Genomic DNA, 22,433 nt, shown 5'->3' with positions numbered 1-22,433 from the left:
TCCTAAGTGGATTTCTTCTGCGAGGGGCTATGCCGAAAGACCGACAGATGCAGGAACAGGGCTGGAGTCTGGCAGAGCTCCTCATCGTCTTAGCGATCATGGGGGTCATGACGATGTTGGCCTGGCCGAGTTATCAGACGTTGACTGCTAGGGCTCAGGCGCGGAGCGCCACCGCAGAGATCGCTTCGGAGCTCCGGCTCGCCAGACAGCTGGCGATGGCCAGGCGAGAACGCCTTCGGGTCATATTCGATCGAGATGGCCGCACGATCACGCTACGGCGAGCGGATGCCGAGGGTATCCTGCACGTCTATTCCTATGCGGATAAGGGGGTGGTCGTGGAAGAGCCAACTGCCGGCCCTGAACTACTATTTCAGCCAAGTGGCCGGGCTGCAACCCCGACCACCGTTCTTGTGCGAGATAGCCAGGGCCGAGAAACTCGATTCACGGTGAGTATCACAGGAAGAGTGTCCGCATCATGATGCGGGACCGAATATTTCAGATAGAGCGCGGAGCCAGTTTTGCTGAGGTGCTTGTGGCGATGGCTCTCACAATGGCTGGACTTGCCGGGGCGATGGGAGCGTTTGAGGCAGCAGAGCGGATCGTTCGAAATGGCATATTGGCCACGCGTGCCTTGGCAATGGCGGAGTCGAGGATTGAGGCCAAACGGTCTGCGAGATGGGATCGTCTCTTGCTCGATGATTTGAACCACGATGGTGTCCCGGACCTTGTTATGCGTGACGACGGAGTAGGCGGCGATGCAGTGGCCGGTGATGGAACGTACTCCGGGAGTTGGGACCAGGATGGCATCCAACTGATCTGGACGGTGACGCCGAGCCATTCCGGTTCGCTATCGGTCTCAGGTCATGTCGTGATCGAGGCTCGTGCAGCCTATTCTTCCGAGGCAGGTCCGCGTGAGGTACGAGTAGGGACGCTACTGGCCAATCCCCTGTTTGTTGGGAGCCAATAACAAGTCGCCACTTGAGGGAGACAACATGTATTCAGATCGTCAAATAGGAGAAAGCGGCCACAAAGCGAGACTAGAGGCTGGTGCCAGTTTGGTCGAGCTGATGTTTGCCATGGCGGCAGGGCTGGTCGTCTTGGGCGCCACGCTTCAAGCTCTGTCCTATTTTCAACAGCAGTTTATGCGGCAACAACGTGAGGTCGCACAACAGCAAGATCTTCGCCTAGGGTTGGAAGTGCTTGAGCAGGAATTGCGGCTCACAGGGCCCGGTTCTCTGACCATCATGGCTTCGGACTCAGTGGAGTTTTCTGCGAATCTGCAGGGTCTCTCAACGACGATCACGGCAGCGGCGGCAATCGGTCAAACGGCGCTGTCGGTCGAAGACGGGCGAGGGTGGGATGATCGGAGGACCATTGTCGCTTGTTGGGCGGAGCGCTGCGAGACGCTGGCCCTAGCCCGTAATGGACAGCGGCGATTCCTCACCGTGACGCAGCCACTCACAACGATGATTCCATCGGGAGCCTCTGTCGTTCTCTTGAATCGCGTTCGTTACTACAGCCGTCATGATGACCAGGGTGTGCTGCGATTACTGCGGCAGGTTGATGGTGGCGCGAGCGTTTTGGTCGGAGATATCAGGGAGGCTCGATTTTCATATTGGGATGGAAACGGGCAGGCTGTCACACAACCAGCCCTCGCGAGACGGGTCGTGGTTGAAGTCATGATGTCCGATCAAGGGATGCGCGCAGTTCGGGAAATTAGCCTCAGGACATAACAATCGCAGCTCCAACACGAATGGGAGGGAGGATGTGGAGATGGGAAAACGGCCTGCATCAGAACGCATGAATCAGTGCAACAAGGGCCACGTGCTCCTCGCGGCCCTCATGCTGATCGTTTTGCTTGGGATCGCTAGTATGACCTCTCTATTTCTGGCCAGTCAGGATGGACCTGGCGTGAGCGCCATGAGAGAGGACACTGTTGCGCAACAGTTGGCCGACGGTGCGGCGGATATGGTAATGAGCTGGTTCCACGATCCCTCATCTACGCCAACAGCCATTGCCGGATTGTTGGCCAAGCGGCAAGGAGATCTTGCAAGTGGGCCATCGTTTTTCGACGCGACCGGGCGTTCACAATTTATCGGTACCATCGATCGTCCGGATGTCTTTCTTCGTGCCTCGAACCCCACAGACGATCAGGTGTTGAATCAGCCTCCCAACGGCCTGTTCACGTCGTCGCGAGGCCTTGGCCGCATTCTTGCGGTGAAAATGTATGGTCCTCTGCAGCCTGGTTTACTGAGCACGGTTGAGGTCACGGCTGCAACGGTCGATCCTCGGCCGATCACACGAACGGTGCAGCTTCAGCTTGGGGCTCTGTCGATTCCCGCGGTTCGTGCGGCGGTACAAGTCGGACAGTCGTTGGGAACCCTGCAGTCAGGCGGTGCATCTCCCGTGCTGGTGCATTGGGGCGATCAGCGAGTGGTGGGCGATCTTGCGGTGCAGCGAGTCGAGGACCTCGTCCTTAAAAGCAGCAGTGCGCCGGTGACGGGGCAGTCGTACGATCAGCTGCTGTCAGTTCAGGATCGCTGGGCGGAATATTGGATCGGAGGGATGGTTTCGGTCATTGCACCTCCGCCAGGCCAAGGAGCGAATCCTCCGCTTGCTGACAACGTACACCTGCACCAATATCCGACGCCTGGGGTCAGGCTCGATGAGTGGGACTACGATTCACTCAAGAAGCTCGCACTGCGCTGGGGGACCTATTACCGACTCGATCGTATGGGACAGCTTCATCCGCAGGAGGCCTCGGACTCGGATCAGGGAGTCACGCCTGCGGCAGCGCTGGAATCTCAGGCTGTTGGAGACCCCCATGGATTGGTGTTTATCGACACAGTCGATGGGCGGCCGCCTCATGTCGATAATATGGGCATATTGCTGCTCGATACGGACTACGTCGAAGGTCTGCTGGTCGTGCAGGGTCACGTGGTGCTCAGGCCTCGGGCCGCAGGGAAATCTGTTCCGGCCCTCAGCCCCTCTCCGCCGGGGGCGCAGTCCCTCGGGACAAGAGTGCCGGTGCAATTGTCAGGCATCCACTTCAACGGTCTGCTCTATGCGGCCGGTGCAATCAGGATTGAACGATCGGCCCGCCTATATGGGGCGGTGATGGCAGGGCAGAGCGTGACGTCGATCGGAACCGGTGACGTGATCGAGATCTGGCACAACGCCGACTTGGCGCAAGGACTGTTTCGAGGGCTTCCCGTGGTCTATCGAGCACCTGGTACGTGGATGGTGAAGTACTAGCAGGCTGTTGACAAAGGCCGCTAGCAGCGTTCTCGCGGCGCGCAGAGGTTCAACTCACTGCCGAGAGTACGCTTCGCCTCTCCGCTTGCTGCGGCCTTGCTGAAGAGCCTGCGACGACTTCTGCCAGCAGTCTGCAACTGCTCTGGCATGCGCATGCCTGCAGTGGTGTAGTAGTTTGTCAACAACCTGCTAGTGGAAAGGTAAGAACGAAAGGCGTCGTGCATGACGGTCGAGATAGACATATTGGCTGGTGGACCAGGAGGAAAGAAAGGCGGCCGCTCGGCGAAACCATCGCGCTACGCGATCGAACAAAACGTGCTTGATAGCTTGATGTATCGTGGCATGATCAGCCTCTCTGATCTGACCGCTGCGGTCGATGAATCGTCCGATGGTACGGTTGATCTCGAAATTCTTCTCCTGGACCGCTACGGAGTTCCGAAAGAGGCACTTGGGTCTGCGCTAAGTGATTTCTATCAATGCCCCTATTTGCCATATGACGAACGGACTGCAATCGACCGTGAGCTGTTGAAAAACCTCAATGCCGACTATTTGAAAAAACATGCGTGGATTCCCATCGCGCGGCGCGGTTCGTTAATAGACGTGCTCACCAGCGATCCGCACGATCTCGACAAGGGGTGGGATGTGCGGCGCGCATTTCCAGGAATGACCATTCGCTACGCGGTCGGGTTACGCCGGGACATCGAGCAATTTCTTCATCTGGCAACGGGGCAGGGACCGAGAGGCTCGATCGGCGCCATTCTCGGTGAGTTGGTTCATGAAATCCATCGTGAGGCTGTCATCGATCCTGTCTCCGGTGGAATCGACGAGAACGACTCGGCCATTGTCCGGCTGACCAACCAAGTGATCCTTGAAGCCGACCGACTCGGGGCGTCGGACATTCACATCGAGCCCTACGCAGATCGCAAGGACATGGCCATACGTCTGCGCGTCGACGGCACCTGTTTCACCTACATGGGAATTCCCGCGGCTTATAGGCGGGCGGTCGTGTCACGCATCAAGGTCATGGCCAATCTCGACATTGCCGAACGGCGTAAACCCCAAGACGGCAAGATCCGGTATCGGTTGGCAAAGGATCGAGAGATCGAATTACGCGTGGCGACCCTGCCCACCGCCGGACAGGACGAAGATGTCGTGTTGCGGATTCTCACGGCCAAGCAGCCGATGTCGCTTGGGGCGATGGAGTTTTCCCTTGCCACCTTGCAGGCTATTCAAGCCATCGCGGAGAAACCGCACGGGATCATCCTCTGTGTCGGACCAACCGGGTCCGGTAAAACGACGACCCTGCATGCGATTCTGAAGCACATCAATACCGACGAGCGAAAGATTTGGACGGCCGAAGACCCTATCGAAATTACCCAGGACGGTCTCCGCCAAGTTCAAGTCCATCCAAAGATCGATCTCACCTTCGCGGCCGCGATGCGGGCGTTTCTGCGTGCCGATCCCGACGTCATCATGATCGGCGAGATGAGGGATAAGGAAACAGCCGATATCGCCATTGAAGCCTCGCTCACAGGCCATCTGGTGCTCAGCACCCTCCATACGAACAGTGCGATCGAGACGGTGGTTCGGTTGCTGGACCTTGGCTGTGACTCGTTCAACTTTGCCGATGCCATGTTGGGAGTCCTCGCCCAGCGCCTTTGCAAACGAATCTGCACCCAGTGCAAAGAGTCCTACCATCCGAGCCGACAGGAGTACGACGAGTTGGTACAGGGATACGGCGCGCAGGACTGGCCAACGGTAGGCATCGAATATCTCCCCGATTGGCGCCTCTACCGTGGACGAGGTTGTGAGGCCTGTAACCGAACCGGGTTTAAGGGCCGAGTGCCCCTTCATGAACTGCTGCTTCCCTCGGAAAACATGAAACAGCTCATCCAGGCTCGATCTCGAACTGCTGAGATGCTGGCCCTCGCTCTGGCAGAGGGGATGGTCACATTGCTTCAAGACGGCATTCAAAAAACGCTACAGGGATGCACCACTTATCGTCAAGTCAGAGCTGTGGCGATGAAATAGCTGATCCTTCGCTTCGCTTCAGGCAGTATTTCTCCCTCTCATGCTTCCCTTCCGTTCAGGAATTCCTCCATTGAGGCGTCCATCCCTCGACGAAAATTGTCTCCCATACGTCCAGAAAACGCTCACAGGTAAGAAGATCACCCATGATGTACGTTTGAATATCAAAGGGTTGCGAATGGCCGCCCTTGTGTTCCTACCGGCATGTCCCTTGCGTGAGTGTGACAGACGATATGGGTCTATCAGGACAAAATAGGACGGATGTTATGCTCGGATCGAAGAATCGCCAGAGCGGTTTTACGTTGATCGAGCTGATGATCGCTGTGGCGATTATCGGGGTCGCGATGGCGATCGCCATACCGAATTTTACACGGATGTACATAGACTATGAAGCGAAAGCGACGGCCTCCGAGATTACTCGATTTCTTGTCTTGGCTCGCACTAGAGCGCAGACGACGAATCAGACCCTGAACGTCCAAATCGTATTTACGAATGGGCTGATCCAAATGGCCGCCATCAATTTTGCCGGTACTCAGGTCTTTCGGAACGGGTTTGATGCGGTACATATGGCGCCATTAACTTTCAATAACGGCGCGATTGCAAACGGTGGGGTGGTCCAATTTAATTCCGTGGGGTTTAGGACCAGTGCCCCTGGTACGGGAGTTCAGACGATTATTGTTGGGGGGGCTCTGGCTGGGACTCCGACGACGCAGTATCAGATTAACATTGCGCCGAGTGGGACCAGCGGGCTTGTGAGGTTGTGAGGCGATGAGCGACAACAGGTGCGAGAGCAATATGGCGATAAACTGGTCTCGACAAGAACAGGGGTTCACGCTCATCGAGGCCATGGTGTCGTCGGCCATTCTTGCCGTTGGGTTGCTCGCGCTATCGGCGATGACGACATTGTCGTTCACGCGCAACAGCGACGGCAATGAAGTGACGGTTGCCACGAACCTTGCGACGGAGCTTGTCGAACGGATGCAATTCAATCGACGGAATCTCGTAAATGGGTATAACGGTATCAATTTGACCTCAGCGAATGCTGCGCTCTGTACCCAGAATCCGCTGACGCAGCCGGTGGCGAGGGGAGATTGTCTGCAGTGGCAAGCTCGCCTCTTCGCGGCTGGATTGGTAGGGGTCCAAGCCAATGTGGCGGCGGCCGCTGTGGGGCCGGTTGGGCTCAATCAAAACAACATCAATGTGAACGTCACGTGGACCGGATCAAGTCGAAACACCATTTCCGGGGGGTCGGCCGCCTGGGTAGCAGGGACCAAAGTTGTTACGTTGAATACGATGATCGCACCAGAGTGAGACGCCGACAGGGAAAGGGGCGGCCGCACGATATGAGATCGCAGGACAAGCCAGATGAGCAGGGGTTCACACTGGTCGAAATCATGGTGGCGACTGCCGTGACATCCGTGATCGTGTTAGCGGGTATGTCTGCCTTGACGATGACCGGCAAAGCGGTGCGGGCCAATGAGCAAATTTCCGGTGCCCAGCAGAACGCGCGTATGGCTATGGAGATGATCACCCACGACATCAAGCTGGCGGGCTTTGGGCCGCCCATCGATCCCTCAAGAAATCCGCCTCCTGTTGGAAGCTGTGGCATTGGCGGAATACCAGTGCCGATTCTCCCGGGGGATAACAATCCAGCCGTCGGGGCTCCTGATACAGGGCCGGACCAAATTTCTCTCGTGGTGCCCCTCACATTTTATGGTGGGCCAGGTATTCCGGCTGTGCCGCCGGCGTGGCAGACCACCGCTCCGCTTGGTGCGGGCGGAGGAGGGGGTTTTGCCACTGTACCGATCAACGCAGCCATCCTTCCCAACATGGTGGCAGCGGGACTTACAGCAAATTCCTATATTTCACTCGGCGGGATCGTCGCGGCTCAGGTGGGGGGCGCGGCGGCTCCTCTCGTGCCGACGGCTCCCGTTCCTGGACCGACACAGATTCCTACTGGGACCCAGATCTTTATCCTTCAATGCATCACCTATCAAGTTATTCCTCAGCTGGCCGGTGGCGCTCCCGGTGCAGACCTCAATAACATCTGTGCCGGCAATGCTCCCTGCTTGGTCCGCGGGATCGCGAATGCCACTGTCGCCTCATTTGGGCGCGTCCTGCCGAACTGCAATGTCCCGAACAGCCCCTGTTTGCCGATCGTCGATGGGATTGAGGACCTCCAGTTCGCCTATGCCTGCGATGGCTGCCTGCTCCCGGCAGCCGGCCTTAGCGAGCCCAATGGTCTGATGGACGACGTGAACGGAAACTTGATCTTCGACCAACCGGATTACATCTCGAATCAAATTTGGAACAATCCACCCATGACGCCGTCCGCGATCAAAATGGTTCAAGTCACGATCGTCGCCCGGCAGCAATCGGTGGATAACGGGCTCGGAGAAGGGAATACGCAGGCAGGAGCGGGAACCCTTTCCCCCGCCTTTCTCACGGTCGACGACCATGTTCATGCCAATGGCGTGTTCGTGGCCGGCGATACGGGAGCTCAGATTCCTCCCTATGCATCGGTTCGCCGGCGGGTGGTGACCAGGACTGTGGAGACGAGAAATGCGAGACCATGGTCCTGAACCAGGAAGGAAGATGATGATGAGTGAGCGGCGCAATAGGTCACAGATCAGGGATGAGCGGGGGGTCAGTCTCATCACCGTCATGATGGTGCTCTTCATCATGACCTTGATGGGAATTTCAGTTCTCACCATGACGGGATTTGAAAAGCAAATGGCCAGTTCCAGCAGCGCCAGTGAGTCTGCAACGAGCGCGGCGGAATCTTGCGTGAGTACCGCAGCGAATGTCCTCCAGCAGAGTCTTCAAGCTCATGTCGTGCCGACAACGTTGCTTGCTAATGCAGTTCCGCCTGGCCCGGTGCCACTAGCGAATCAGGCCGTATTAAACAGTGAGATTATCAGCGATGGAGGCAACTTGGATTTCCCAACCGGAGTAGGCTCTGCGCCAAACCTGGTGATGGCCATAGGTAACTATCAGGTATTTGGTGACATAGATCGGCTCTATCTCAAATGCGAAGGCAGCAATTGTGATGCAAGTAGTGGGGAGATCAGGCTCGATATTTTTTATCAAATCACTTGTGTGGCGCAAAATCTGGCTACAGGGACGACCAGTCAAGTCGGGGCGTTGTATGCCTGCCACAATACAGGTTCGTTTTGTCAGCCGAGGCCGTACTAGACCCTCGGCTCTCCTAGATGAGGAGGATTACCATGATGGATGACGTTCGTACAGAGAAGAAGAGGAAGGACCTCAACCGAGGGTGCAAGATGGGTGGGTCTCGCCGACTGTTGTTCCTTCGCGCAGGGATCATGGTATTGGTCGTGACTGTCACATCAGTCGTAAGTGTCGGTATCACCCTGGCCGACGAGCAGGCCCTGCCTTCGATGACGATTGGCCTTCAACAGGGCGCGATTACTGCGATCCATGAGAAAACCCTCGACATCGATGGACGGACCTATGGCTTAACGCCGGACGTCGTCATGCTTGATGAGCAGGGAGAGGCTTTGGAGCCCGGTCGCCTCATGGTGACCGCCGAGGTGAAGTTTCATGTCAAGAAAGAACAAAGCAACAAGATCGACAAGCTGATCGTGACGCTTCCCAGGTAATCAGGAAGCGTAGATACGATGTTTGGTGCAACAAGAACGGAGGGTGCCATGAAAAGCCGGAGTATCGCCACTCGTGGAACCGTCATGCTGGCGTTGGTGGGTTGTCTCGTGGGGCCTAGTGCGCTGCAGGCCCAGACAATGGACCAGTATTTTGCCGTGCCGCCTTTCGTCAGCGACCAAGTGGCGCCCAATATCATTCTGTTGCTCGACAACTCCGGCAGTATGAGCGGTTTGGCCTGCGATCTCTCCAACCCTGCCGATGGGGATTGCAGCGATGCCGGTGATCGACCCTTCGCGAACACGTTCAACTTCACCGGGTACTTCGACTCCCTCCTTTGCTACACATACGACGCGGGTGCCGATGCGCGCTTCGAGCCTGCGACGGTTAAGGCCGCGTTAGCGACCGCTTGTCCCATTACCGAGTGGGATGGAAACTTTTTGAATTTTGCGACCTTCCGGCGGTTCGATGCGCTCAAGAAATCGATGATCGGCGGCGACTGCTTTGTTGCACGAGCAGCGGACGGGACCTGTCCGACGAATGGCACACCGGCGCTGCGCACAGTGCGGGCACAAGCGACCGGAGTGAATATAGAGTTAGTGGATACTGACTATGCGGGAGGAGTCGGGGCGACAACCTACGTCGGAAGAATTCCCTTGGCTGACAGATCCGGCAGCCCCGCACAACTCTGGATCGGTGTAGCCGACGGATATTTCTGCGTCGATAACGACAGCACGTTTAATAATAACTGCGGAGATGGGTACAGCCAAAGAAAGTATGAACTCAAGATCGGATATACCGCCGAGCCAACGGGGGTCATCCAACAGATTGGCGCTCAGGCGCGATTTGGTCTCTTTGAATTTAAGCCTGCGGGTGACGGTGCCAGAATGCTGGTGGGCGTCGGATCTCGCCAATCGATCGATTTCTCCGGATCGACCGTGGAGACCTTCACTACCAATACGGCAGCCATGGTGGATGCGGTCCAGGAATCGTTCCCCTCGACCTGGACGCCTCTGTCCGAGTCTCTCTATGAAACGGCCCGATATATTGCCCAGATCAACTCCACATATCTAGCCGGTTCCTATGTCTATCCCATTGCCTTTTCCGGAGGGGTTTCAAACGGTGTGGCCTTTGGAGCGTCGGGGGTGGGTTCAATAGGCGCGTCTGAAATTACCGCGCTGACCGGTGCCGAAACCTGCACGGCTGGGGCCGGCTATATCGCCAACGCTTGCGGACGAGATCCATACTTTTTCGGAAGCAACCACACGCCTGCTTGGGCCACGACATCTACACAGGTCCGCTGCTGCAAAACGTTTGTGATCCTTGTAACGGATGGGGAGCCGACACAGGATACCAATATTCCAGCAGGGGTTCAGGATTACGCCCATGGGCAACATGGGCTTCACTGCGTGGGCGGGAACGCGACCATCCATGCGCCCAATGGTACCTGCAATACGAATAGTGCCACTACTGCCGCAACGTTGTTAGGGGAACATAAGACGGATTATGCATCGAGTGGTAACCACTATTTGGATGATGTGGCCTATTGGGCCCATACGAACGACCTCCGTCCCTGTAACGGAACTGCCCCAGCTCTTACCGATGGGACAATTGCCGTCCTGAACGTAACGGGTCATTGTTTGGAGGGGCTCCAAAGTATTTCAGTCTACACGTTTTTCGCCTTCGGCAACATTGCGGGCAGAGAAATCTTGATGCACACAGCCAAGCTGGGTGGTTTCGAGGACAGCAACAACAATAACCTTCCAGACCTGGTGACGGAGTGGGACAAGGTGATCAATGCGACTGGCGCACCTGGGACCGACGGAATTCCCGATAACTATTTCGAATCCTCTAATGTCGACGACCTTCAAGATCGGCTGATGGCGACGATTACGGCGATCTTGCGGAAGAGTTCGTCCGGAACAGCCATTTCCGTGTTGGCCACCTCTGCCAGCGGTGAGGGGAGCGTTTACCAAGCGTACTTCTATACCAGCACTGTCGGGCAGGGTGGAGCCAATGTGAAGTGGACCGGGTATGCGCAGGGCTTGTTCATCGACCATCTGGGGAATTTTCGAGAAGATACGAATCAAGATGGAAGATTGGTCTACGAAGATGACTACATCGTGAGGACTCGGTACGACAACAACATCGCCAGCCTTACGTATGGAAAAGTGCTTGTCGACAAGTTTGGAGATGCGAACGGCGACGGGACCGCCGACAGTACGACACCCACAACCGCAGGCCTGGAGTTGAAAGATATTCGTCCCTTCTGGGAGGGAGGCAAGCAGTTGGCCGATATGGCCTCTGCGGACAGACATCTGTTCACCTGGGTCGACTCCAACAATGATGGACTCGTGCAGCAGGCAAGCGAACAGATGCTATTTAATACGACGAATTCGGGAACGCTGAGTCCGTATCTGCGGGCCAGCGCCGCCCCCTACACGGCCAATAATATTATCAACTTCGTCCGTGGGGATGAAATCGCGGGGATGCGTACGCGCATGCTGGAAACGCCGCTCGGCAGCGGCACGTATAAGGTATGGAAACTGGGCGATCCCATTCACTCGACGCCCACCATTGTGGCTGCGCCGCGGGCAAACTACGATCTCATTTATGGAGATGCTTCCTACACGGACTTCTATCTCCGATGGAAGGGGCGTCGAGAAGTCATCTACGTGGGCGCGAATGACGGAATGTTACATGCGTTTAATGGCGGGTACTACCACAAGAGCGACGATTTAAGCACGGGAACCGCTGCCAGCCCTATAGTCGAGCACGGGTGGTACACCAATACTCCAACTCTGGACAACCGAGGACAGCATCTTGGAGACGAGCTGTGGGGATTTATTCCCTATCAACTCCTGCCTCAGTTGCAGTGGCTGACGAGGGCTGACTACACCCATGTTTACTATGTGGATCTCAAACCAACCGTAGCGGATGTTCGCATCTTTACGGACGATGGGCCGAATGGTACTCATCCTGGTGGCTGGGGCACGGTCTTGATTGGAGGATTCCGTATGGGAGGGAGCTGCGGGAGATGTGCGTCCGGCACGGGCGCTCCTCCGATGACAGTTAATATTGCCGGGACGGATCGCACATTTTACAGCGCCTACTTTGTGCTGGATATCACCAATCCAGACGTGGAGCCCCCAGTCCTCTGGAGCTTCAGCGACGTCGATTTGGGGCTGACGATCGGTGCTCCGTCGGTGATGCGAGTGAGTCCGACGGCGGATGCGAAGACCGATAACACCAATGCGAAATGGATGGTCTTGTTCGGCTCAGGGCCGAATGGTTACTCGGCGGACTTGCCCGCCGCCCCTACACAAACAGCCGCGGTGTATGCCGTGGATTTAAAGCTTGGGCCTGGGGCCGGCAATTCCCAGGTGACGAGAATGCAGACCGGTTCCTGGCGATCATTTCTCGGTAATATTGCAGTGCTGGATCGGAATTTCGACTACCGGCACGATGTCGCGTATTTCGGACGTACGATGCATGATGGGTCTCTGCCCTGGAGAGGCAAGATGTATCGGTTGACGACCAGTGGCTGCACGAACGCTCCTTGCAGCACCTCGACCTGGGGTGTTGCCAGCGGAGGCAGTCGATCAGCCACGGAAATGATCGATACCTTCCTTGACTACACTGCGTCGACTAGTGTTACGAGCGAAATGGGGCCGGTGACGACCGCACCGTCGGTGACGATCGACGATGCCAATAAGGTCTGGGTCTTTTTCGGAACAGGCCGTTACTTGAGTAATTCCGATAAAACCGACACCGCGCAGCAGTACCTCTTTGGGATTAAAGACAGTGTGATGAACTCAGTCTGTACCCAGACAAATACGATAAACTGCCAAAACACCGATCTGGTGAACACGACGAGTGCAGTAGTCTGCGTTGTCTGTTCCACTGGGACGAACCAAGTGACGGATCCCAACAATCCTGGAGTCACTGATGTTGCGTCGGGTCTCACCTCGATGGTGGGGCTGATCCAAAGCAAGGACGGGTGGTACGTCAAGCTGGCGACTGCGGCTGGCACGTCGGCAGAGCGATCAGTGTCCAGCCCAGTGGTACTTGCTGGAGCAGTGTTCTTCCCAACGCTTATTCCCACGAATGATTTCTGTTCCTCTACGGGAACGAGTTATCTCTATGCCTTCTACTATAAGACTGGGTCAGCCTATTCGTCTCCGATCATTGGGACCACCACCTCCGGAGCGAATACGAACAACAGTACCAGGGTCCTCATGGGCGAGGGGGTGGCTTCGCAAGTCGCCGTCCATATCGACGGACCAGGAACGGCGAATGGCTCCTCCAGTGGAGGAGGGAGTGGAGGAAAGCCACCGATTAAATATTGCAGCCAGATGAGCACAGGGAGTAGTGAGTGTAAGGATGCAAATGGGCCAAATCCTCCCTGGAGTCGGTATCTCACTTGGTTACGTCAGCGAGCCTGAGGGATGGCTGATAAGGGCTGGGTGGGATCAGCACGTTGGTTCCTCCCGGCCCGCCGTATGAGCAAGGTAGTGTGTCGCAACGAACGGGTTTGTCGCGTTGAGTGATGGATACAAGACTCTTTCCATTGTTAAGCGTTGTTCCTCTCCTCCTGTCCATCGGGTGTAATCCGAGCTCTGCCCCCGGTAACGGACCGTCCTCTCCAAGTGTTGCCCCTCCACAGCGCCTTGCGACTATCCGCTTAGCAACAATTACTCCAGACCCCATTACGCTGAACGAAGCGGTCAAGGTCATGATCGAGACCGATACTGGCCAGTCCGATGCAGCTGGATTTCAGTACCAATGGATCGTGAACGGTAATCCCCTCCGAGATCAGACAGGACCCATATTGACGCCGAGTATGTTGCAGCGCGGTGACCGCGTGGCAGTCGGACTTATTCCCATGAGCGGCATGGTTCAAGGGACTCGGTACCAGGCGGGCCCCGTGGTGGTCGGCAATAGCCCTCCCGTCGTTGGCCATATCTCCATCGAGCGACCGACTGATCCGCATGCGCCAGTCTTTGCGAGGGTGGATGTCGTCGATGCAGATCGTGACGAAATGTTGTTCGACTTTCGATGGTTTCGGAACGGCGCTGTGGTGAAACAAGGGCCGGAGCAAACGTTGGATACCAAGGAGTTTCAGGCTAAGGATACGCTTGAGGTGGAAATCACTCCCCGGGACCAATCGTCTACTGGAAAGTCGATTCGTTCTGAGTCGGTCTATGTCGGCAATAGTCCTCCGAAGATCGTTTCTACTCCCGCAGGCCTTATCGGTCGTGAGCGGTACGAGTATGCAGTGAAAGCCATCGATGCGGACGGCGACATCCTGAGCTTTCTCCTAGAAGTGGCGCCCCCTGGGATGGTGATTGATAAAGGGACTGGGCATCTCGTCTGGCAGATTCCCCTGGGCCAGCTGGGCAGCCACCGAGTGCGTATCGTGGCTGAAGATGGACAAGGGGGGAGAGCGTTCCAGGAATTCGACTTCACTCTTCCTGCTCCTATCGTGTCCGCTAAACCTGAAGGCGCGTAGGGCTGCCGGCGGCTATATCCTTTCTTCCGCTTGTCACACCTTTCCTCGGTTTGCTAGAATCAACGCACGATCACTGAGGGGAAGGAGAACGCCTGAGCGTTTGTGCGTAAACTAAAACTACGAGAAGGCACTAATACCGCCGTGCTGTTCGGTCACCATGACCGGCACCTCAAGCTGATTGAAGAAGACCTCGGCGTGCGCCTTTCGGCACGAGGCGAGGAACTCACCCTCGACGGTACCCCTGACGCCACACGGTATGCGGAACGCGTCCTGACAGAACTCGCGACTCTTGCCAACGACGGGATGGTCCTCCAGCCGGAGGATATCACCCATGCTTTGAGTGCGCTCCGGCAGAGTCCCGAGACTCCGATCAAAGAACTCCTCTCCAGCGCGGCCACAATCGTCACGAAGAAACGATTTGTCGCGCCGAAAACGCCGACGCAAAAAGCCTACATCGAAGCCATTGAAACCCACGATATCGTGATTGGCATCGGTCCGGCTGGAACAGGCAAGACCTATCTGGCGATGGCGATGGCGGTGAGCGCCTTGATGAAGAAAGAAGTGAGCCGGATCATTCTGGCGCGGCCGGCTGTCGAAGCAGGCGAGAAGATCGGCTTTTTACCCGGCGATATGTATGCCAAGGTGAATCCCTACCTCCGTCCTCTGTACGACGCCTTGTTCGACATGATGGATATGGAGCGGGCTACGCGTGCGATCGAGCGAGGTGATATTGAAATTGCGCCACTCGGCTTTATGCGAGGCCGTACGTTGAATGATTCGTTCGTCATTCTCGACGAAGCGCAGAATGCCACGGCGGAACAAATGAAGATGTTCCTCACGCGGCTCGGGTTCCATTCCAAGGTGGTCGTGACCGGTGATATTACTCAGGTGGATCTGCCGCCTGAGCGGGTCTCCGGCCTGATCGAGGTGCGGGAGATTTTGCGCGACGTCGAGGGCATTCAATTCGTCTACTTCGACGAGCGTGACGTGGTCCGTCACAAGTTGGTGCAGGACATTATCAAGGCCTACGATCATCACCAGCAGACCATTCAGCCTTCCGGTTCCTCATCGGGCACAACGGGGCGGCGACCATCACCAGCGCTGCATCAAAAGCCGCCGAAGCCTACTACCCCTGCCTCATCACTCACGGACTCGTGGGGCCAGTCGCATTAATGCCGGTTCATATGCAGATTCAGGTTCGACGTGTCACGTTCGACCAGGCGCGCCTGGATCGACAGGCACGGGCGATTCTGTCCGATGTCGGCGAAGCACCGGCGGAGCTTGGCATTCTGTTCGTGGGCGACCAGCGGATGAGGAGTCTCAATCGTCAGTATCGGGGTAAGGATCGCACGACCGACGTGCTGGCCTTTGCCATGCGGGAAGCGCCCCATTCCTCTTCGACGGTGCTTGGCGATGTGGTCATTGCCGTGCCGACGGCAGTTCGTCAAGCGAAAGAGGGCCAGCGATCGTTGGATGAAGAGCTAACGGTGCTCCTGGTCCACGGCATTTTGCATCTCTGCGGCTACGATCATGAGCGAAGCGAGAAAGAAGCGCGCCGGATGCAACGCCGGGAACGGATGATTCTGCGGTCGCTCGCCCGCGTGCCGAAACCAGCGAATTGTATCCGGTAGTTTTCACACGCAGACCACACGAGTAGTTCTATGGAATGGCTACAGAAATTAAGTGACGGGCTCACCAAGACACGCGATGTCCTGCGCGGGTCTTTGGATCGGTTGCTGGGCCGTGCGGCGGATCCTGCCCTCTTGGAGGAATTCGAAGAGTCGCTCATTGCCTCCGACCTCGGTGTCCGTGTCGTGGAGCGTGTCATGGAACGCCTGAAGAAGCAGCTCCAAGGGACCGACGCCTCGCAATCAGCGCAGGTGCAAAAGATGTTGCGAGACACGCTGCTCGATGTCTTGACGCCCGTGCAAGGACTGTCGTTGGAGTCTTTACTTGCGAAGGGCCCTAAGCCCTTCGTCATCCTGACCGTAGGGGTGAACGGTGTGGGCAAGACGACGACGATCGCGAAAATTGCGCAACGGCTTGTGCAGGCAGGGAAGGTGCCGTTGTTGGTGGCAGCCGATACCTTTCGCGCGGCGGCAATCGATCAGCTGCAAGTCTGGGCCGATCGGGTCGGTGTCGACGTGATCCGCCACCGCCATGGAGCCGATCCCGCAGCGGTCGCGTTCGATGGGATCGCTGCTGCGAAAGCTCGGAAGGTGGACGTGGTTTTGATCGATACGGCGGGCCGGCTGCACACGAAATCGAATCTCATGGACGAACTCCGTAAGATCACCCGCGTCATCGCGCAGGAATGTCCCGGTGCGCCGCACGAAGTGCTCCTTGTGCTGGACGCCACGGTCGGGCAAAACGCGCTGTTCCAAGCCCGTCAATTCCATCAGACTGTCGGCGTGACCGGTTTGGTTCTGACAAAGCTCGACGGCACCGCTCGCGGAGGGATCGTGGTCGCGATCGCCGAGGAGCTCAAGTTACCCGTGAGACTGATCGGAGTCGGGGAGTCGGTCGAGGACCTGCAGGATTTCAAGAGCGATGCCTTTGTGGATGCGCTCATCGGGACATCGCCGCCGTCATCAGCGTAACCCCTGTGAAATCACGGCATTTTCTTCTCAGTCGGCATCGTCCGTGGTAGGTTACATTTGCCGATGATCCCAACGCGGCGCGTGACACATTGTTCTCGTGAAGGCTGAGGTATGATCAAGATTTTAGTGATCGATGACGATCGCATGAACTGCGAGCTGATCCAGTCCGTGTTCACTCGACATGGGTATCAGGTGTTGACGGCGACGAGCGGGATCGAAGGCCTGACGATCTTTCGCCAACATGCTCCGCGGGTCACAATTCTTGATCTTCGCATGCCGGAAATGGATGGGCTGACCGTTCTCAAAGAAATCCGCGCCTATGATCCCCATGCGCCAGTGATCATCTTGGGAGGCGGGGCGACCGAGGAGCAGGAAAATCAAGCTCGGGGGTTGCGCGTCACCGACTTTATCCGCAAGGGCCTATCGCTTGACGTGCTCGTCGAATGCGTCAACCGGGTGGTGCAGCTTCCGGCTCGACCTGTCTCCGCGTTGCCAGGGGCGGCGGACAGCGCCGCCGTGGCCGATACCGGGGAAACGATTCTCGTCGTCGATGACGAGCCGTTGGTCCGCGACCTGCTTGTCCAGTTTCTCAGTCTCCGCGGTTATCGGGCCCTTGGCGTGAAAGATGGCGCTGAAGCCCTTTCGATGGTGGAGCAAGCGCCGCCCGATCTGATTCTGCTCGATCTGATCATGCCAGGCATGGACGGTGCTGAGGTGCTTCGGCAACTTCGCCAACGCGAATATACCGGCGGGGTAATCATCATCACCGGGAGTCATGACGAAGACCGTCTCGACGAAGCCTGGGTCATGGGGCCGCAAGAAGTCATCGGGAAGCCCGTCGACCTTGAGCAATTGTTGACGTCTATCCAGCTTGTGCTCGTCTGTCGCGAATGCTAAAACCCTTCCGATGCCAATCGGAAGCAGGATCGTCTCTTTTCTTCCTCTCATGCTCCTCGCGCTCTTCAGCGACGGGGCACCCGGTATAGCCTGCGCAGCTGAGCCTTCCTCACCAGGACAGATCATGATGCATCACGATCTGTTCGTACAGATCGTCCCCGAACAACATGCCCTTATCGCAACAGACCGGCTGACCCTTGAGGTGGCAGAGCCGCAGACTTCGATTCGTTTCTCGCTCGCCTCCACGCTTCAGGTTGACCGCGTGGCATTCGTGCACAGATCGTCGGGGACGGAGGTCTTGAGTGACGATGTACCGTATGAAGTCGAACATGGCTCCACGCCGGAGTCGGCGCAACATGTAACCATTCCCTCGCAGATCCTGGCTGCGGGCCTGGTGACGCTGGAGATTCACTACCATGGGGTCGTCAACGACCCGCCGCGCGATCCACGCCATCTTCGCTTTGTGACGCCCAGTGAGACGGCCGGACATATCGGGCCGGAAGGTGTCTATGTGAGCAGCGAAAGCCACTGGTATCCGGATGTTCCGGAATCGCTCGGTACCTATACGTTGCTGGTTGCGGTGCCAACGGGATGGACCTCCGTGACCCAGGGGAAGGCTGGTGAAGCGCGTGCCTGTCCGGTCGGGGTCTGCCGTCATGCTGGAATGGTGATGACGGAATGGACGGTGCCGCAGCCGAGCGAAGCGCTCACACTCGTGGCGAACAGATTCGTCACCGAGTTTCGCGATTGGACAGCCAAGACCGGTCAGAGGATTCAGCTCTCGACCTACCTCTTTCCCGATGATGCACATTTGGCCGAGGAATATCTCGAGGCCACCGCGCGGTATTTGGAGGCCTACATCCCGCTGCTGGGTCCCTATCCGTTTGAGAAGTTCGCCGTGGTGGAGAATTTCTTTGCGAGTGGGCTCGGTATGCCCTCGTTCACCCTGTTGGGGAGCGGCGTCATCAAACGGCATTATGTGCAGCCCTACGCACTCGGCCACGAGATCGTGCATTCCTGGATCGGCAACGATGTTTTCAATCGCGTCGATCGCGGAAATTGGGTGGAAGGGCTGACGACGTACTTGGCCAATTATTACTGGCACGAATTGATGGGAGATTCAGCGCAGGCACGGGATCAACGCCGCCTGATGGTGCAGGGCTACAACCTTCATGTCCCCCCGGAGCGGGACTATCCGGTCGCACAATTCACGCACAAACTGGATGAGCATGACAATGCCATCGGGTATCAAAAATCCGCCATGCTGTTTCACCTTCTGCGCCAGGAGGTGGGAGACGAGACGTTCTGGCGAGCCTTGAAGAGCTTTGTGGGGCAGTATCGTGGAAGGCATGTGGAATGGCGCGATCTTGAACAGGTCTTTGGGGAAGAGAGCCACCAGGATCTCCGATGGTTTTTTGCGCAATGGGTGGAACAGGATGGGGCGCCCATGCTGTCGTTGTCGGAGGCCGTTGCCCGTCCTGTTGCGGGGAAGCCTGGGCAGGCCGTTCAGCTCGAGGCCACGATCGTTCAATCGGGCAAGCTCTTTCGTCTTCCCCTTCAGTTATTGATTCGCATGGAGGGCGATCATGAAGAGGTTCTGACTGTGCCGCTGCGTGGGCTGCGCGAGACGATTTACATGACCCTGCCCGCTCGACCGATCTCGATTGATCTCGACCCCGAGTTCATGACCTTTCGACGGATCGACCGGCAATCGTTGCCACCGGGGCTCAATCACTATGTCACCGATCGGCGGCGGTCGGTCGTGATGGCCTTTACAGATGAGCCGGGGCATCCCTCTCTGTTTCGCGACGTGGTCGCGCGCATTGAAGCGCAAGAGCAGCAGAAACCGATTGGTGAGCGAACGGTGATGGCCCCGATGGCACAGGACGGGCTGTTGCCTCAGGAAGGTTCGGTGTTAGTATTGGGCGGCCCGGAATCTCTCGCGGGGATTCAATCGATTCTCGCCAAGCATTGCGGTGAGCGCGCGATGCTGCACGACAAGGGCGTCACGGTGATGGGACGGGCGCACGAAGGGCCTGGACTGGCCCTGCTGGCCAGTTGCCACCGGGTCGACCGCCCCGGCAGCGTCGTGACGGTGCTGTATGCGGCCACCCCTCAGGCTGTGGCGAAGGTGGCGCGGCTGCTCTTTTTTTACGGATGGAATAATTTCGTGTTGTTCAACGATGGCGCGGTCGTCATTCGTGGCGAATGGCCCATCGCCAGCGATCGTACGGAGGTGCGTTTCGATGCCAGCAATCTCATTCAGTAAGTGCTGCATGATCGGTCTCGTGTGTCTGTTGCTGGGGGAGCAGCAGGGGCAGGCAGAGGGCCTTGCCTCGAAGGCTCGGGTGGTTCCCGCTCACCAGTCTGAGCGGCATCTGAAGAATATTCGCCAGCTGACGGTGGGCCGGCAGAATGCCGAAGCCTACTTTTCCTTCAGCGGGAACAAATTGATCTTCCAATCGACCAACAATTGGATGAAGGATACCTACGCGGCCATGCTCAAGCCGGCCGACGCCGGGCTGGATTGTTATCAAATGTACGTGATGGACTTAGAAAGTAATACGGTTCGTTTGGTGAGCACCGGCACGGGCGCCACCACATGTGGCTATTTTTTCCCCGGTGATCGCCGGGTGCTCTATTCATCGACCTATGCCACGGGGCCGAACTGTCCGCCGAAGCCGAAGCGGGAAGGGGCCTACCGCTGGGCGTTGGACGATTACGATTTGTACGCCGTGCGTATTGATGGTCAGGAAATGCAGCGGTTGACCTCTTCGTCCGGCTACGATGCGGAGGCCACGGTGTCGCCGGACGGGAAGACGATCATTTGGACCTCTGTGAAAGACGGGGATTTGGATATCTATGCCATGAACCTCGATGGCTCCAGGGTTCGGCGGCTGACGAACGAGATCGGCTACGACGGAGGAGCGTTTTTTTCGCCGGATAGCAAGCGCATTGTGTATCGGGCCTCGCACCCGACCGATCAGGCGGAGATTGAGAAGTACCAGGATTTGCTCAAGCAGAATCTGGTGGAGCCGGGACAACTTGAACTCTATGTGATGAATGCGGATGGCAGCGGGAAGCGCCAGGTCACGTCGAACGGTGCCTCGAATTTCTCGCCCTTCTATTTTCACGATGGCAAGAGAATCATTTTCTCTTCGAATGTGGAGACTAAAGGCGAAGGCGGCCGACCCAGTTTCCATCTTTACGCAATCGGTGAGGATGGCCAAGGCCTTGAACGGCTCACCTTCGACGGACAGTTCAACAGTTTCCCGATGTTCTCTCCGGATGGCACCAGTCTGGTGTGGGTCTCCGACCGCGGGACTAAGGCTCCTGGTGAGTTTAATGTCTTTCTCGCCGACTGGGTGCCGTGACTTCGTCTGGCAATGGGCAAGGGGCGAGGGGTGAGAGGCAGGAAAGTCAGCTTCTTGCTGTCCCACCTCTTGCCATTCGCCTCGTGCCTCTTGCTTGCTCTTTCGTTGCGCTCATTCTTGTCTTCGTAGGGCTCTTTGACTGGGATGTGCCGCTGACCCGGTTTGTCCGTTCCCTCTATCCTCCGGTCGGTTCCGCCCCTAATCCCTGGCTGGTTCAGTTCAGCGATCTCGGTGACCGCCTCGGCAAGGGGGAGTCGCTGGTGCTCCTGAGCCTCCTGTTGCTGGCGGTCGGGTACGGATTGAAACGCCCGCAGTGGAAAGACGCCGGATGGCAAAGCCTCATTGCACATGGTCTCGTGGCGGTGGTTGCGAATATTGTGAAACATGTGATTGGCCGCCCTCGCCCCAAGTTTATGCATGCCGGAAATCTTGAACTCTCTCCAGCCGGTGGGAGCGGATGGGATTCGTTTCCGTCTGGCCATGCGGCAGCAGCGATCGCGGTCGCCACGGTATTGGCCGCGAAGTTTCCGCGAGCGAGATGGCCCATTCTCGTTGTCGCTGTGGCGATTGCTGCCAGCCGGATTTTTCGCGGGTCTCACTATCTGACCGACGTAGTTGGAGGAGCGGCTCTCGGTTGTGTCATGGGAGCGATTGCCGTCCATCCTTGGCGAGAATGGCGGGCTGCGGCTGGACTCGCTCTCTGTCGAATGACGCCGTATTTTGTGGTGGCTCTCGCGTTCGTGTGGACGATCGTGCAGCTCCCGTCGGAGGCCTGGCCCTATCAGCAGTTGTTATGGAGTGGCGTCTTGCTCACTCTGGCGGGACTCGTGGGGCATGTCTTGTGGGCGGTGCAATCGGCATGGCGTCCGGCCTGGCTGTCAGGGTCACTGACTCGTAGTTTCGTGGGACTGGGATTAGGGATGACGACCGGCTCATTGTTTGTGACGACCGCTGTGCTGCTCGTCTCAACGGCTCATTGGTTGGACGGCCTTCAGAAACAGGTCGAGCCGGCGGATGGGCATGTGGGGGTAACGGCGGCCTTGGCGGAGGGGCTGTTCATTGCGGCTATGCTGTTGGTGCTGGTGGCGAGTTACGTCTTGAAAGGCATCGTGCCGATGTAGGCGTGATGCGCGAGACGTGTGTGAA

At 57.3% G+C, this 22,433-nt stretch carries 19 protein-coding genes; all 19 read left to right on the top strand.

All coding sequences use genetic code 11. From position 1 onward, the window contains the following. The first annotated feature begins 29 nt into the window (after positions 1-29). The 19 genes from Q7U76_14085 to Q7U76_13995 all read left to right on the top strand — a co-directional run bounded on the left by Q7U76_14085 (position 30) and on the right by Q7U76_13995 (position 22,408). Positions 30-479 carry a GspH/FimT family pseudopilin gene (locus Q7U76_14085; protein ID MDO8357513.1) on the top strand — a complete coding sequence of 150 codons (450 nt, stop codon included), beginning with the start codon at positions 30-32 and terminating at the stop codon, positions 477-479. After that, positions 476-967: a choice-of-anchor X domain-containing protein gene (locus Q7U76_14080; protein ID MDO8357512.1), complete on the top strand. Its 492-nt coding sequence runs from the start codon at positions 476-478 to the stop codon at positions 965-967. The genes Q7U76_14085 and Q7U76_14080 overlap by 4 nt, the downstream gene beginning before the upstream one ends. A gap of 25 nt (positions 968-992) precedes the next feature. Next, a complete protein-coding gene (locus Q7U76_14075) occupies positions 993-1,733 on the top strand; it encodes a hypothetical protein (GenBank protein MDO8357511.1) in 741 nt (246 codons plus the stop codon). Positions 1,734-1,773: 40 nt separating this feature from the next. Beyond that, on the top strand, positions 1,774-3,255 hold the full coding sequence (locus Q7U76_14070; protein MDO8357510.1) for a hypothetical protein: 1,482 nt from the start codon (positions 1,774-1,776) through the stop codon (positions 3,253-3,255). A 222-nt stretch (positions 3,256-3,477) separates the two neighbouring features. After that, positions 3,478-5,286 carry a GspE/PulE family protein gene (locus Q7U76_14065; GenBank protein MDO8357509.1) on the top strand — a complete coding sequence of 603 codons (1,809 nt, stop codon included), beginning with the start codon at positions 3,478-3,480 and terminating at the stop codon, positions 5,284-5,286. Positions 5,287-5,549: 263 nt separating this feature from the next. After that, positions 5,550-6,047 carry a prepilin-type N-terminal cleavage/methylation domain-containing protein gene (locus Q7U76_14060; protein MDO8357508.1) on the top strand — a complete coding sequence of 166 codons (498 nt, stop codon included), beginning with the start codon at positions 5,550-5,552 and terminating at the stop codon, positions 6,045-6,047. Between the two features lie 31 nt (positions 6,048-6,078). Then, the gene (locus Q7U76_14055) at positions 6,079-6,594 is read left to right on the top strand and encodes a prepilin-type N-terminal cleavage/methylation domain-containing protein (protein MDO8357507.1); all 516 of its coding nucleotides are present in this window, start codon (positions 6,079-6,081) and stop codon (positions 6,592-6,594) included. Between the two features lie 32 nt (positions 6,595-6,626). Then, positions 6,627-7,865: a prepilin-type N-terminal cleavage/methylation domain-containing protein gene (locus Q7U76_14050; protein ID MDO8357506.1), complete on the top strand. Its 1,239-nt coding sequence runs from the start codon at positions 6,627-6,629 to the stop codon at positions 7,863-7,865. A 19-nt stretch (positions 7,866-7,884) separates the two neighbouring features. After that, a complete protein-coding gene (locus Q7U76_14045; protein ID MDO8357505.1) occupies positions 7,885-8,478 on the top strand; it encodes a PilX N-terminal domain-containing pilus assembly protein in 594 nt (197 codons plus the stop codon). Positions 8,479-8,510: 32 nt separating this feature from the next. Beyond that, on the top strand, positions 8,511-8,906 hold the full coding sequence (locus Q7U76_14040) for a hypothetical protein (GenBank protein MDO8357504.1): 396 nt from the start codon (positions 8,511-8,513) through the stop codon (positions 8,904-8,906). Between the two features lie 48 nt (positions 8,907-8,954). Continuing rightward, positions 8,955-13,349 (top strand): PilC/PilY family type IV pilus protein, encoded by a 4,395-nt coding sequence (locus tag Q7U76_14035; protein MDO8357503.1) that lies wholly within the window; start codon positions 8,955-8,957, stop codon positions 13,347-13,349. Positions 13,350-13,639: 290 nt separating this feature from the next. Next, positions 13,640-14,416 (top strand): hypothetical protein, encoded by a 777-nt coding sequence (locus Q7U76_14030; GenBank protein MDO8357502.1) that lies wholly within the window; start codon positions 13,640-13,642, stop codon positions 14,414-14,416. A 102-nt stretch (positions 14,417-14,518) separates the two neighbouring features. Continuing rightward, positions 14,519-15,589, top strand: a complete 1,071-nt coding sequence (locus tag Q7U76_14025) for a PhoH family protein (protein ID MDO8357501.1) — start codon at positions 14,519-14,521, stop codon at positions 15,587-15,589. 11 nt (positions 15,590-15,600) lie between these two features. Continuing rightward, positions 15,601-16,047, top strand: coding sequence for an rRNA maturation RNase YbeY (ybeY, locus tag Q7U76_14020; GenBank protein ID MDO8357500.1), 447 nt, complete (start codon positions 15,601-15,603; stop codon positions 16,045-16,047). A gap of 30 nt (positions 16,048-16,077) precedes the next feature. Further along, positions 16,078-17,016 (top strand): signal recognition particle-docking protein FtsY, encoded by a 939-nt coding sequence (gene ftsY / locus Q7U76_14015; GenBank protein MDO8357499.1) that lies wholly within the window; start codon positions 16,078-16,080, stop codon positions 17,014-17,016. Positions 17,017-17,127: 111 nt separating this feature from the next. After that, a complete protein-coding gene (locus Q7U76_14010) occupies positions 17,128-17,913 on the top strand; it encodes a response regulator (GenBank protein MDO8357498.1) in 786 nt (261 codons plus the stop codon). 124 nt (positions 17,914-18,037) lie between these two features. Then, a complete protein-coding gene (locus Q7U76_14005; protein MDO8357497.1) occupies positions 18,038-20,182 on the top strand; it encodes a M1 family aminopeptidase in 2,145 nt (714 codons plus the stop codon). Next, a complete protein-coding gene (locus Q7U76_14000; GenBank protein MDO8357496.1) occupies positions 20,160-21,287 on the top strand; it encodes a hypothetical protein in 1,128 nt (375 codons plus the stop codon). The genes Q7U76_14005 and Q7U76_14000 overlap by 23 nt, the downstream gene beginning before the upstream one ends. Positions 21,288-21,433: 146 nt before the next feature. Then, positions 21,434-22,408 (top strand): phosphatase PAP2 family protein, encoded by a 975-nt coding sequence (locus tag Q7U76_13995; GenBank protein MDO8357495.1) that lies wholly within the window; start codon positions 21,434-21,436, stop codon positions 22,406-22,408. Positions 22,409-22,433 lie beyond the last annotated feature (25 nt).

The organism is Nitrospirota bacterium, assembly GCA_030645475.1.
GTDB lineage: Bacteria > Nitrospirota > Nitrospiria > Nitrospirales > Nitrospiraceae > Palsa-1315.
Note: the sequence above shows the minus strand (reverse complement) of the source record. Positions and strands in the feature narration are given on the sequence as shown.